We start from the raw sequence: 14,792 nt of genomic DNA, 5'->3' as shown, positions 1-14,792 counted from the left end.
CTATTTCCGGTGAATGACACACCGCTTTCGCGAGCAAGCCCGCTCCCACATTTTGAACTGTGCCCGCTTCAGATTTTTGCCAACAGCTCCAACCCTTCATGCAACGCCGGGAACAGGCTGTTGTTGAAGTTATTCCAGCGCAATTCGAGGATGGTGTCCTCAGGCGAAATCTCGGTCTTCAACACGTCGTGAAACACCTCCCCCGAATCAATGCCGTTATCCACGTAATGAAACGATGCGCCAGTCAGGTACAGCGGTTCCGACGGCGTGGTGGCCTTGGTGGTCCAATCCGTCACCGTCAGCCCGCGCGCGCCGTACAGCGCATTCCACGTGGCATACGCGCCGCGGCGCTCGTACGGCGATTCGATGCGGGTAATACCGGGGTGAATGTTCATGATGCGCCGCGCAAATGGCGCACCCGGTCGCACCAGCTCATCCAGGATCACCAGCAAGCCATCGAGCACCACGATGTCAGCCTTCAATTCCACCAGCGTGTCATGCAAGCGACGTTCGAAATCCTGCTTGCCGGCGATGTGTTCGGCGCTGCCCCGTGGCAAGCGGCGATAGGTGGACGGCACACTCAACAACAAGTCATTGACCAGCCGGCCCTGCACCCGCAGGTCCGCCGGGTACAGCCACTGGCGGCCAGGCTGGTAGGCAAAGCCGTAGTCCTTGACCAGTTGCTGGTCCCGCGGGTTCTGCTCGTCATCGTCGTACACCACGCCCACCAGGTTGTAGGCCTCGCCCAGCGAGGTGTCGTTCAACGAACCCACCAGGAACTCCAGCACCGATTTCATGTAGCGCTCGTGGTCCTTGTAGGCCACCGGCTGCCCGGCCTTGTCGGCGGCAGCATTTCTCAGGGACCACACGTACACCAGATTCTTCTTCGACATTGTTTCGCTCTCGCTGGATGGACTGCGCGCTGCGTGTTTACGCGTGCGCCTACATCACAAGAACGAACCAGCCCGCCGCCAATTTATCTGCCGCCGGCACCACCGGGCACATCGCGCTAAATACTCGCCACCACGCTTCGTTTGTCATGGGTAAGGGTCTGTGTGCCCAGCCCCTCTATTCACTCTCCGGGAAGTATTTATGACCGACCCCAAGCGCGGCGCCTTCAATGGTCTGCTCGCATTGCTCAGACCTTTTCGTACCCTGGTGACGGTGTCCGTCGCCCTGGGCATGGCAGGCGGCCTGGCCATCACCTTTTTGCTGGCCACCATCAACAACGCCCTGCACTCCTCCACCGGCATGACCCAAGGCGTGGTACTGACCTTTGCCGCCCTGTGCGTGCTGGCCCTGACCAGTTCGATCGTGTCCGACATCGGCACCAACTATGTCGGCCAACGCATCATCGCCGCGTTGCGCAAGGAACTGGGCGAGAAAGTGCTGTCGGCGCCCATCGAACAGATCGAGCGCTACCGCTCCCACCGCCTGATCCCGGTGCTGACCCACGACGTCGACACCATCAGCGATTTCTCCTTCGCCTTCACCCCGCTGGCCATCGCCACCACCGTGACCCTGGGTTGCCTGGGCTACCTGGCGTACCTATCGGTGCCGATGTTCCTGCTGATGATCGTCGCCATCGCCATCGGTTGCAGCGTGCAGTTCATCGCCGGCGCCAAGGGCATTCGCGGTTTTGACGAGGCCCGTGACCTCGAAGACGAACTGCAACGCTACTATTCGGCAATCGCCTCGGGCGCCAAGGAGCTGCGCATCCACCGGCCACGTCGCTATCGCATGAACACCCATCGCATCCAGGAAACCGCCGACCAGATCAGCGACATCCAGGTGCGCTCGGTGAACATCTATATCGTCGCCAAGACCTTCGGCTCGATGCTGTTCTTCGTAGTCATCGGCCTGGCCCTGGCGATGCAGGCCTACAGCCCCAATCCGGACCCGGCGGTGATCACCGGTTTCGTACTGGTGCTGCTGTACATGAAAGGCCCGCTGGAGCACGTGGTGGGTTACCTGCCGATCATCGGCAAGGCGCGTATCGCGTTTGCGCGCATCAGCGAACTGGCCGAGCGGTTCTCATCCCCCGAGCCGCACCTGTTGATGGACGCCAGCGAGGCGCCCCACCCGGTGGTCACCAGCCTGGAATTGCGCGGCGTGAGCTACAGCCCGCCGCCGGTGGAAGGCAGCCAGCCGTTCCACCTGGGGCCGATCAACCTGAGCATCAAGCAGGGCGACATCGTGTTTATCGTCGGCGAAAACGGCTGCGGCAAGACCACCCTGATCAAGCTGTTGCTGGGCCTGTACCCACCCCAGTCCGGAGAAATCCGTCTCAACGGAGAAACCGTCACCGACCCGGTGCGCGACGATTATCGCCAGTTGTTCACCACCGTATTTGCCGACTATTACCTGTTCGATGACCTGGTACAGGGCAGCGCCACGCAGTCGCTGGACAGCGCGACCAAGTACCTCGAGCGCCTGGAGATTGCGCACAAGGTCAGCGTCAAGGACGGCGTGTTCAGCACCACCGACCTGTCCACCGGCCAGCGCAAGCGCCTGGCCCTGGTCAACGCCTGGCTCGAAGAGCGCCCGGTGCTGGTGTTCGACGAATGGGCCGCCGACCAGGACCCGGTCTTTCGCAAGATTTTCTATACCGAGCTGCTGCCGGACCTCAAGCGCCTGGGCAAGACCATCATCGTGATCAGCCACGACGACCGCTATTTCGACATCGCCGACCAGTTGGTGCGCCTGCGTGCGGGCAAGGTCGTGCACGAATTGGAACCGGCATGAAAAAAACTTTCCGGTTTTTTCAAGTAGGAACGTCTCACTAGTGGTAATGAGAACCAGACTCAATAAACATCTATAATCTGCCCACTAAAACATAGAAGAGAAAGTATTCATGTCAGTACGACTCGGTCTGAGCCCCCTGAGCAAAGCGCTATCGATGCGACGGGCACTGAACTTCAACCTGTTGCCCAGCGCGCTGGCGCTGGCCGTGTCGCTGCCGATTGCCGGCTATGTACAGGCACAGGAACTTGAGATCGACGTGCCGGCCCAGTCCCTGGGTAGCGCACTGCAAGCGTTCGGCCGCCAGTCCAACCTGCAAGTGCTGTACAGCCCGACGGATGTGGAAGGCAAGCGCAGCAACGCCGTCAAAGGCAAATTCGACCCGGACCGCGCCCTCGGCACCCTGCTCAAAGGCACCGGCGTCGGGTATGGCCTGCAAGGCAACACCATCAGTATCAGCAGCCACGCAGGTTCCGGCCTGGAACTGGGCGCGACCCAAGTGACGGCCAACCAACTCGGCACCGTGACCGAAGGCACCGGCTCCTACACCCCGGGCACCATCGCCACCGCCACGCGCCTGGTGCTGACGCCACGGGAAACGCCGCAATCGATCTCGGTGGTCACGCGCCAGGCCATGGATGACTTCGGCCTCAACTCGATTGACGACGTGATGCGCCACACCCCCGGCATTACCGTGTCGACCTATGACAGTGAGCGTACCAACTATTTCTCGCGCGGCTTTTCCATCAATACCTTCCAATACGACGGTATTCCAACCCTGCGCGACGCCCAATACTCGGCTGGCCAGACGCTGACCGACATGGCCATCTATGACCGCATAGAAGTGCTCAAGGGCGCTACCGGTTTGTTGACCGGGGCTGGCGGTGTAGGCGGCACGCTCAATTTGATCCGCAAGAAGCCGACGTCCGAGTTCCAAGGTAGCGTCGAATTGGGCGCCGGGTCTTGGGACAACTACCGCTCCCAGATCGACGTAAGCGGCCCGCTGACTGAAACTGGAAATATTCGTGGTCGAGCGGTTGCGTCATATCAAGACAAGCACTCGTTCCTCGACCACTACTCGCGCAAGACCAGTGTTTTCTACGGGATTCTTGAAGCCGACCTGGACGAAGACACCCTGCTGACCGTAGGCGCCGACTACCAGGACAGCGACCCGAAAGGTTCCAGCTGGACCGGCAGCCGCATGATCTTCGACGCAGAAGGCAAAGAGCTGGACTTGCCACGCTCGTTCAACAACGGCCCGAAATGGGGTTCGTGGGCGCAGTACAGCCGTACAGCCTTCGCCACTCTGGAACATAGCTTCGCCAATGGCTGGGTCGCCAAAGGCCAATACAACCACCAGATCAACGGCTACCATGCACCGCTAGGCGCCCTCTCTCAGGACTCCGGCAACCAGAGCTCGCTGTTTGCAAAAAAACACACTGGCGAAACCACCGGAGACAGCCTTGACGCCTACGCCACGGGGCCTTTTGAACTGTTTGGTCGTGAGCACGAGTTGGTGGTGGGCCAATCCATTTCGACCAGCAAATGGACGGGCAAGAGCTACAACGCCGTCTTTGCTCCCGGCACCAACTCTGCTGACTTCTATAACTGGGACGGCGACATTCCGGAGCCAGAGTGGGTTCAATACCGCAAACTCGACCAGAGCACTCGCCAGACCGGCACTTACCTCACCAGCCGCTTCAGCCTGACCGACGAAATGCACCTGCTGCTCGGCGCGCGCCTGGCCAACTACGAAGTCACCGGCACCAGCAAGTCCAAGGAGAGCGGTAAAGTCGTGCCTTATGCCGGCCTGACATACGACCTCAACGATAACTTTACCGCCTACACCAGCTTCACTGAGATCTTCCAGCCGCAGACCGACTACTTCGACCGCGAAGACAAAATGCTTGAGCCGGACGAAGGTAAGAACTACGAAATCGGCCTCAAGGGTGAATTCTTCAATGGACGTTTGAATTCCAGCCTCGCGTATTTCGAAGTCCACGAAGAAAACCGTCCGGAACTCGACAGCGAGCACAACTCAGTTCCCGGCAACGATACGGCCTACTACGGCATCAAATCCAAGACCAAGGGCTACGAAGCAGAAATCTCCGGCGAAATCGCCACCGGCTGGCAGCTGCAGGCGGGCTACACCCACAAGGTTGCCCGCGACGACAGCGGCGTGAAGGTTTCCACCTGGGAACCGGAAGACCAGGTCAACTTCTACACCACCTACAAACTCACCGGCCCGCTGGACAAGCTCACCGTCGGCGGTGGCGCACGCTGGCAGAGCGAAGGTTGGAAGTCGATCCGCAACTCCGGCCTGCGCCGCTCCGAAGTCCTCACCCAAGACCCGTACTGGCTGGTGGACCTGATGGCCCGCTACCAGATCACCAAAAACCTGTCGGCCACCCTCAACGTCAACAACGTGTTCGACAAGAACTACTACACCAACATCGGTTTCTATGACTCCGCCTACCCTGGCGACCCGCGCAACATGATGGTCACCACCCGCTACAACTTCTAAACCCGCGCTAAAGCAAAAGCCCCGTATCTCGCGATACGGGGCTTTTTTGTGCCTGCAATACCATTTTGTAGTGAGCGGGCTTGCCCCGCGCCGGGGGGGCGAAGCCGCCCCAAACCCAGGCACCTCGGTCTGTCTGAAACACCGCGCAGGACCGTTTTGGGGCGGCTTCGCCCCCCAGCGCGGGCAAGCCCGCTCACTACAGGGATGGTTTATGCCAGAGCCGCCGCCAAGGCCCCGTCTAACGAGATACGCGGCTTTTTTATCACCCTGAAACGCAATCTGTAGTGAGCGGGCTTGCCCCGCGCCGGGGGGCGAAGCCGCCCCAAACCCAGGCACCTGGGTCTGTCTGAAACACCGCGCAGGACCGTTTTGGGGCGGCTTCGCCCCCCAGCGCGGGCAAGCCCGCTCACTACAATGACGGTTTATGCCAGAGCCGCCGCCAAGGCCCCATATCGCGAGATACGGGGCCTTTTTATCACCCTGAAATGCAATCTGTAGTGAGCGGGCTTGCCCGCGCCGGGGGGCGAAGCCGCCCCAAACCCAGGCACCTGGGTCTGTCTGAAACACCGCAGAGGACCGTTTTGGGGCGGCTTCGCCACCCAGCGCGGGCAAGCCCGCTCACTACAATGACGGTTTATGCCAGAGCCGCCGCCAAGGCCCCGTCTAACGAGATACGCGGCTTTTTTATCACCCTGAAATGCAATCTGTAGTGAGCGGGCTTGCCCGCGCCGGGGGGCGAAGCCGCCCCAAACCCAGGCACCTCGGTCTGTCTGAAACACCGCGCAGGACCGTTTTGGGGCGGCTTCGCCACCCAGCGCGGGCAAGCCCGCTCACTACAGGGATGGTTTATGCCAGGGCCGCCGCTAGGCTTTTGATGAACTCAGCGTTATCAACAATCCGATGGTGAGTCGTGTCGATCACCACCGAGCGCTCGATCCCCGCCTGCCCAATCACCTCGCGCAAACCACTTTCGATCAGCGCCTGGTGCATCCCCGCCTCGCTACGTGCCGCCCACCAGCAACTGACCGGCGCCTTGATCGCGCGGAAGTCGGTGGCCTGCAAACGCTCATCGAGGATCTGCTTGATCGCCCACGAACGCTCGGTTTCACCGCCACTTTGCAGTTCGGCCTTGAGGGCCTGGAAGCTGGCGCCCAGCGTCGCATCCGCCCAGTCGCACAGGTGCTGCCACTGTTGCTCCTCATTGCAATGAGCCTGCTGCGCCTGGCGCCATTGCGCCTGGACCTGCTCGGCATGCGCGGGGAACATCACCTCCAACATCTGCGCCCGGCGTTCAACCGCACTCAGTTGCGGCTGCGACGGTGCAGCGCCCTGCTCCCAGAACGCGGTAAACCGTGCCGGCGGTGGCGCGTCGATCCAGCCGACAAACTCCACCGTGCGCCCGGCCTGCTCCAGCAGGTACGTCACTTCCATCGCCAGGTTCCCACCCAGCGACCAGCCCGCCAGTCTGAAGGCGCCCTGAGGCTGCGCGTTCAACAGTTGCTGGGCGTAGTCCTCGACCATCTGCGTCCAACCCGGCACTGCACCGTCCTCTGCCACCAGCGCCCGGCAAATAATCCCGAACACCGGCCGCTGTTCACGCAATGCCAAGGCAATTGGCTTGTAGCAATGCACCGAGCCGAAACTTGGGTGGAACAGGTACAGCGGCGTGCCTTGGGTCTGGCTGTTGAGCGGCACGATCAATGAACTTGGCGCATCACCCTCGATACAACGGGCTTGCCCGGCCACCGTGGGGTTGAGCATCAACTGATTGACGGCCAGCACCGCGCCGCAGAGCCGATTGATCCGCTCCTTGAGCATCAGCACCAACAACGAATGGCCGCCCAATTCAAAGAAATTGTCGTGCAAACCAACGCGCTCAACCTCGAGCACCTCGGCCCAAATCGACGCAATCTGCTGCTGCAACGCCGTTTGCGGCGCAGCGAATTCACCCCCCCGGCCATGGGCATCCGGCTTGGGCAGCGCCTTGCGGTCCAGCTTGCCGTTGGGGCTCAGCGGCATCTGCTCGAGCACCACCCACTGCGCCGGCACCATGTAATCCGGCAAGTGCCGGGCTAGGTGCGCGCTGACGTGCGCACGCCACTCGGCGTCGGTCGCGTGCAGCACCACATAGCCCACCAGCTGTTTGCTATCGACCACCAGCACCGTGGCTTCGCGCACCAACGGATGCTCCAGCAGGCGCGCTTCGATTTCACCTAACTCAATACGCAGGCCGCGCAACTTGACCTGATGATCGAGGCGCCCGAGGTACTCAATCACCCCGTCGGCACGTTGGCGAACGCGGTCGCCGGTGCGGTACAAGCGTGCGCCGCGCTGGAATGGGCACGGCACGAAGCGCTCGGCCGTCAAGGCCGGACGCCGGTGATAACTGCGCGCCAGGCCTTCACCGCCCAGGTACAACTCACCGGCAACCCCGACCGGCACCGGCAGCAACTGCGCATCCAGCACATGGGTACGCAGGTTGGCAATGGGTTCACCGATCGGCACGGTATCGCTGCCTTCATCGGTGCAAGTCCAATGCGTCACGTCAATCGCCGCTTCCGTCGGGCCATACAGGTTGTACAGCCCGGCCTGGGGCAACTTGGCAAAGACCTGCTGCTGGGCATCCACCGGCAGCGCTTCGCCACTGCACACAATGCGTTGCAGGCTATGACAGGTCGATACCGCCGGGTCTTGCAGGAACGCCTGCAACATTGACGGCACAAAGTGCAGCGTAGTGACCTGCTCGGCGTTGATCAGGCTGACCAGCCTGGCCGGATCGCGATGATCACCCGGCGCTGCCACCACCAGGCGTGCGCCAGTCATCAACGGCCAAAAGAACTCCCACACCGACACGTCAAAACTGAACGGGGTCTTTTGCAGCACCGTGTCTCGCGCATCCAGACCATAGGCCTGCTGCATCCAGCACAGGCGGTTGGTCAGTGCCGAATGTCGGTTGCCTGCGCCTTTGGGCTGGCCGGTGGAGCCGGAGGTGTAGATCACATAGGCGAGGTTTTCCGGATCGATAGCGATGCCTGGGTTGTGCTCGCCATACCCTTCGAACCACGACTCACCCAGCACCACGCTGTGCAACCCTGCTGGAATCGGCAGTTGTTCCAACACGTGCGCCTGGGTCAACAGCAGCGTCACGCCGCTGTCTTCAAGCATATAGGCCAGGCGTTCGCGTGGATATTCCGGGTCAAGCGGCACATAGGCACCGCCCGCCTTGAGGATCGCCAGCAAGCCGACGACCATTTCGATGGAGCGCTCCACTGCCACGCCGACCAGCACGTCAGGGCCCACACCGGCGCTGATCAAACGATGGGCCAGGCGGTTGGCGCGACGGTTCAGCTCGGCGTAGCTCAGGCGTATTTCAGCAAATGCCAAGGCTGGCGCATCCGGCGTGCGTGCGGCCTGTTCTTCGATCAGCTGGTGCACACCGCGTTGCAGCGGGTAAACCTGGGCGGTGGCGTTCCAGTCGTGGACCACTGACTGCTGCTCGAGCGCATCCAGCAACGGCAACTGGCCGATGCGCTGTTGCCCATCACCGGCCATGCCTTCCAGCAGATTCAGCCAGTGCCGCGCCATGCGGGCCGGCGTGGCGGCGTCGAACAAGTCGCTGGCGTAGATCAGCGAAGCCAATAGCGCATCGCTCGACTCCTGGGTGCTCAGGCTCAGGTCGAATTGTGCGGTGCGGGTTTGCCATTCCAGGCCACTGACGTGCAGGCCCGGCAGTTGTTGCGCCGGTTCTGAGGTCTCGGTCTGGTGGTTGAACATCACCTGGAACAACGGGTTGAAACTCAGGTTGCGCTCAGGGTGCAACGCTTCGACTAACTGTTCGAACGGCAAATCCTGGTGCGCCTGGGCTTCCAGCGCCCGTTGCTTGACCTGTTGCAGCAGCTGGCTGACGGTCAGTTGGCCGTCGATGTCGGCCTTGAGCACCTGGGTGTTGACGAAGAAGCCGATCAGCCGCTCGGTTTCCTCACGGTTGCGGTTGGCAATCGGCACGCCGACGCGGATGTCCGACTGGCCGCTGTAGCGGTGCAGCAAGGTCTGGAACGAGGCGAGCAGCAACATGAACAGCGTGACTTCTTCACGCTGCGCCACTTGCCGCAACGCCGCCAGCAAGCGCGGCGGCACACTGATGTCCAGGCTCGCACCGCGATGGCTTTGCAAGGTTGGGCGGCCGTGGTCCAGCGGCAGCTCCAGCACTGGTTGCTCGCCACCCAGGCGCTCGCGCCAGTAGTCGAGCTGGCGATGTTTTTCGCCGGCATCCATCCAGTCGCGCTGCCAGCTCGCGTAATCGGCGTATTGCAGCGCCAGGTCAGGCAGTTGCAGGTCCTGGCCGCGGCTGTAGGCCGCATACAGTTGCACCAGTTCATCGACCATCACCTGCATCGACCCGCCATCAGAGACAATGTGGTGCTGCACCAACACCAACACATGCTCGTCCTCGGCCAGGCGCAGCAGGTTGACGCGCATCAGCGGGCCGCGTTGCAGGTCAAACGGCTCGGCGATCAGTGCTTCGACCAGGGCCAGCACGTCACCCTCATCGACGTCACGGCGCGAGATCTCGACCTCGACATGCGCCGCAATCACCTGTACCGCGCGCTCGCCGTCCTGTTGCACATGGGTGCGCAGGCTTTCATGACGGGCGACCAGGGTGTCGAAACTGCGCTGCAACGCAGCCGTGTCGAGGCGCCCTTTCAGGCGCAAGGTGCCGGGGATATGGTAAGCGGCGCTGTGTGGGTCCAATTGCCAGAGGAACCACTGGCGCTCCTGGGCGTACGACAACGGCAACGGCTGCTCACGCCCTACCGCCACCATCGGCGGCGCCAGTGGCTGTGTGTTCACGGCATCGGCCAGCACGCTGGCGACAAACCCTTGCAGGCGTGGCTGCTCGAACAGGCTGCGCAGCGGCACCTCACGCCCGAGCAGGTTACGCAGGCGTGAGATCACTTGCATCGCCAGCAACGAATGACCGCCCATCTCGAAGAAGTGGTCGTTCAGGCCGACACGCTCGGCGCCGAGGATCTCGGCCCAGATCGCCGCGATGTGTTGCTCCAGTTCAGTGACCGGCGCAACCCAATCCTGTTGCGCCTGGCTGGCGTCCGGCTTGGGCAGGGCCTGGCGGTCCAGCTTGCCGTTCGGGTTGAGCGGCATGCGCTCAAGGAAGATCAGGTGCGCGGGCACCATGTAGTCCGGCAGTTGCTCGCGCAGCAGCGTTTTCAGGGCTTCAGCGTCCTTATCGGCAGCGACCAGATAAGCCACCAGTTGATTGTCAGCCGCCAGCACCAGGGTTTCGCGCACACCGTCCTGCGCCAGCAACAGGGCTTCGATTTCCCCCAACTCGATACGGAAACCACGGATTTTCACCTGATGGTCCACACGGCCGACGTATTCGATCACGCCATCGGCGCGATAACGCGCCAGGTCGCCGGTGCGGTACAGGCGGTCGCCGCCGAAAGGATCGGGGACGAAGCGTTCAGCAGTCAGTAACGGGCGATTCAAGTAAGCACGGGCCAGGCCGCATTGGCTGCCGATGTACAGCTCGCCGACGGCGCCCAACGGTGCCAGATTCAAATCGCGATCCAACACGTACAGCGCACGCCCCGGCAACGAACGGCCAATCGGGCTGGCGGTGGCACCGATGGTTTCTTCACCACGGGTGCAGTCCAGCACGCTCGACACCACCGTGGCCTCGGTCGGGCCGTAGGTATTCAACAAACGTACGTGGCCAAGGCCAGCCTTGAACCACTGCGCCGGGCCGTCCAACGGCATCGCTTCGCCGCCGATATGGATCTGGCGCAACGCCCCATAAGAGCGCGGCCCCGCCGCCAGGCAATCGAGCAGGAACAGGTTCCAGTACGCCGTCGGCAAGTCCGCCAGGGTGATGCCTTGGCGGATGATTTCCGCGTACAGGCGGCCGGTGTCCCACAGCTCGGCACCGCGCAGAACCACGGTCGCGCCGTGGGTCAGCGCCGGGTAGAGCTGCTCGACGAAACCGTCGAAGTTCAGGGTGGCGAACTGCAGGACGCGATCGTCCTCGCTCAACCGCGAATAGCCGGCCGCAATCGCGGAAAACTCGGTCAACGCCGCATGGTTGATCGCCACGCCTTTAGGCTTGCCGGTGGAACCCGAGGTGTAGATCACGTAGGCCAGGTTCTGTGGTTCAACTGCTACCTGCGGATTACCTTGGGCACACGGGTCCAGCGCCACCCGATCAATCGCCACGCTGCGCAGCCCTGCGGGCAACGGCATTGGTACGTGGGACTGGGTCAGCACCAGGCTCACGCCGCTGTCTTCCAACATGTGCAGCAGGCGTTCGCGCGGGTATTGCGGGTCCAGCGGCACGTAGGCGCCGCCCGCCTTGAGGGTCGCCAACAGGCTGACCACCATGGCGAACGAACGCTCCACCGCGACACCGACCAGGACCTCGGGGCCGACCCCCTCAGCGATCAGGTAATGCGCCAGCTGGTTAGCCTGGCGATTGAGCTCGGCGTAGGTCAGCGTCTGCTCATCCAGGCACAGGGCAATGGCGTCGGGACGTCGTTGTACTTGCCGCTCGAACAGCCCGTGCACACCCAACGGGCTTTGGAATGCAGCAGCGCCGTTGTTCCATTGCGCTTGCTCGACCCCGGCCAGCAGCGGCAACTCGCAGACACGTCTGTGCGCATCAGCGGCCACTGCGTGCAACAAGTGCTGCCAGTGCCGGGCCATGCGCGCGATGGTCGCGTCGGTAAACAGGTCGGTGGCGTAGGTCAGCGTGGCAAACAGGCCATCGGCCGAGGCTTGGGTGTCCAGGCTCAAGTCGAAATGCGCCGGATGGTTGTTGGACTCCAGCCCTTCCAGGCGCAGGCCCGGCAGTTGTTCGCCACGCTGCACACGCAGCTCGGACTGGTGGTTGAACATCACCTGGAACAGCGGGTTGTGGCTCAGGCTGCGTTCCGGTTGCAGCGCTTCCACCAACTGTTCGAACGGCAGGTCCTGATGCGCCTGGGCTTCCAGCGCACGGCGCTTGGTCTGTTGCAGCACCTGGGCAAAGCTCATTTGCCCGTCGATTTCAGCCTTGAGCACCTGGGTGTTGACGAAGAAGCCAATAAGACGCTCGGTTTCCACGCGGTTGCGGTTGGCAATCGGCACGCCGATGCGGATGTCCGACTGGCCGCTGTAGCGGTGCAACAGGGTCTGGAACGAGGCCAGCAACAGCATGAACAGCGTCACGCCTTCGCGTTGTGCCAAGGCCTTGAGGCCGGCGACCACATGCGCCTCCAGCGCCACATCCAGGCGTGCGCCGCGATAGCTCTGCACGGCCGGGCGTGGATGATCCAGGGGCAACTCCAGCACCGGTTGCTCCGCGCCCAGCAGTTCGCGCCAGTAACTCAGTTGGCGCTGCTTTTCACCGGCGTCCATCCAGGCACGCTGCCACAGCGCGTAATCGGCGTATTGCAGTGGCATGGCGGGCAACTGCACGTCATGGCCCTGGCTAAAGGCGGCATACAGTTGCACCAACTCATCGACCATCACCTGCATCGACCAGCCGTCCGAGACGATATGGTGCTGCACCAGCACCAGCACATGTTCCTGCGCGCTCAGTTGCAACAGCTTGACCCGCAGCAGCGGGCCCTGGCGCAGATCGAACGGGCGGGCGATTTCGGCTTCCACCAGCGCCTGCACCTGCTCGGCAGTCGGGTTATCGAGTGCCAGGCTGTCGATGTGCAGGGTGACCACCGGCAGCACGCGTTGCAGGGTGCGCTCGCCGGCGCTGACAAACACGGTGCGCAAGGTTTCATGACGGGCCAGCAGGCTGTCGAAGCTGCGTTGCAACGCCGAGCGGTCCAGCTCGCCCGTCAGGCGCAAGGCATTGGGCACGTGATAGGCCGCGCTTTCAGGCTCCAACTGCCACAGGAACCACTGGCGTTCCTGGGCGTAAGACAGGCTCAGCGGTTGATCACGGTCCACGGCCAGCATCGCTGGAGCCAACGGCGCTTCATCGCTTTGCAGGGCCTGCAAGGCCAACACGAAACCTTCCAGTTGCGGTTGTTCGAACAGCGTACGCAGGGCGATTTCCCGCGCCAGCAGTTGGCGCACCCGCGAGATCACCTGCATCGCCAGCAGCGAATGCCCGCCCAGCTCGAAGAAGTGATCGGTCAGGCCGACGCGCTCGGCGCCGAGCACATCGGCCCAGATCGCGGCGACTTGTTGCTGCAACGCGGTGACCGGTGCAACCCACATGCCCTGGGACTGCGCGGCGTCAGGTTGCGGCAAGCCCTTGCGGTCGAGTTTGCCGTTGGGGGTCAGGGGCATTTTGGCAAGGAACATGAAGTGCGCGGGCACCATGTAATCCGGCAGGCGGGCTTTCAGGGCGCGGCGCAGGGTGTCGCGGAACGCGGCGGTATCAGCCAGGTTGGCCTCGGCCGGAACGACGTAGGCCACCAATTGCTTGCCGGTCGGGCCGTCCTGGGCCACCACCACGGTTTCGCCGACGCTGTCCTGTTCCCGCAGGCGCGCTTCGATTTCCCCCAGTTCGATGCGAAAACCTCGGATTTTCACTTGATGGTCGACGCGCCCGAGGTAATCGACCACGCCGTCCGCACGCCCACGGGTCAGGTCGCCGCTGCGGTATACGCGGCTGCCGGGTTTGCCGAAAGGATCGGGCACGAAGCGTTCGGCGGTCAGCGCCGGGCGCTCCAGGTAACCCCGGGCCACGCCCTCGCCGCCCAGGTACAACTCGCCGGCGACGCCGATGGGTTGCAGGTTGAGCTGGGCGTCCAGCACGTAGCCGCTGCGGTTGCCCAGCAAGGTGCCAATCGGCGCGTAGACGGCGCCGCAGGGATCGCCTTTGCGCGCTTTCCACAACAGTGGCGTGACCACGGTTTCAGTCGGGCCGTAACCGTTGAACAGGTAGGTCGGCTTGAGCGCACGCCAAGCCAGGTCGTAACTGGCCTGCGCCACCGCATCCCCGCCAAAGCAGTAGACCCGCACCGCCGGTGGATTGCCGTCGCGCTCGGCATGTTCGGCCAGCTGTTGCAGGTACACCGGCGGGAACACCGCCATGGTCACGTTGTGGCGATGCATCTGCGCGTAGGTGTATTCCGGCAGCCACAAGCTGTCATCGCGGATCAGCACGCTGGCGCCGTTGATCAACGGATGCATCCAGCCTTCATGGGAGCCGTCGAAGGCGAAGGACATGAAGTGCAGTTCGCAATCGGCCGGACCGGTTTCGTAGCGCTCGCCAGTGGCGATGATGTGCGCCACCAATGGACCGTGGGAAACCGCCACGCCCTTGGGCATGCCGGTGGAGCCGGAGGTGTAGATCACGTAGGCAAGGTTGTCGCCGTCCAACGCCACCTCTGGCGCGGTCTCGGCATAGTCCTCGGTGCGATCGATCGCCAGCACCTTTAGGCCCTCGGCAATCGGCAGTTGCGGCACCGCACGGCTGTGGGTCAGCAGCAATTGCGCGCGGCTGTCTTGCATCATATACAGCAGGCGATCACGCGGGTATTCGATGTCCAGCGGCACGTACACA

General features: G+C 62.7%; 4 protein-coding genes. 2 read left to right on the top strand and 2 right to left on the bottom strand.

Annotated features, from left to right (window positions below; all coding sequences use genetic code 11):
* Positions 1–68: 68 nt before the first annotated feature.
* Positions 69–893, bottom strand: a complete 825-nt coding sequence (locus IB241_RS26410; protein ID WP_192301119.1) for a N(5)-hydroxyornithine transformylase PvdF — start codon at positions 891–893, stop codon at positions 69–71.
* A gap of 199 nt (positions 894–1,092) precedes the next feature.
* Between IB241_RS26410 and IB241_RS26405 the strand changes: the two genes are divergently transcribed.
* Together IB241_RS26405 and IB241_RS26400 are read left to right on the top strand one after the other, a co-directional pair.
* Positions 1,093–2,745 (top strand): cyclic peptide export ABC transporter, encoded by a 1,653-nt coding sequence (locus tag IB241_RS26405; RefSeq protein WP_192301118.1) that lies wholly within the window; start codon positions 1,093–1,095, stop codon positions 2,743–2,745.
* A gap of 109 nt (positions 2,746–2,854) precedes the next feature.
* Positions 2,855–5,266 carry a TonB-dependent siderophore receptor gene (locus IB241_RS26400; protein ID WP_192301117.1) on the top strand — a complete coding sequence of 804 codons (2,412 nt, stop codon included), beginning with the start codon at positions 2,855–2,857 and terminating at the stop codon, positions 5,264–5,266.
* Between the two features lie 846 nt (positions 5,267–6,112).
* On the opposite strand, the gene IB241_RS26395 is transcribed toward IB241_RS26400, so the two are convergent.
* On the bottom strand, positions 6,113–14,792 hold an 8,680-nt coding region (locus IB241_RS26395; protein ID WP_192301116.1), incomplete at its 5' end, for a non-ribosomal peptide synthetase.

The sequence above is a fragment of the Pseudomonas sp. PDM05 genome, assembly GCF_014851685.1.
In the GTDB taxonomy this organism is placed as follows: Bacteria; Pseudomonadota; Gammaproteobacteria; order Pseudomonadales; family Pseudomonadaceae; genus Aquipseudomonas.
This window is presented reverse-complemented; position numbering and strand designations above follow the sequence as displayed.

Excerpts from the sequence above, each read along its gene's own strand:
- IB241_RS26405 (WP_192301118.1), top strand. The coding sequence starts at position 1,093 with ATGACCGACCCCAAGCGCGGCGCCTTCAATGGTCTGCTCGCATTGCTC.
- IB241_RS26410 (WP_192301119.1), bottom strand. The coding sequence starts at position 893 with ATGTCGAAGAAGAATCTGGTGTACGTGTGGTCCCTGAGAAATGCTGCC.
- IB241_RS26400 (WP_192301117.1), top strand. The coding sequence starts at position 2,855 with ATGTCAGTACGACTCGGTCTGAGCCCCCTGAGCAAAGCGCTATCGATG.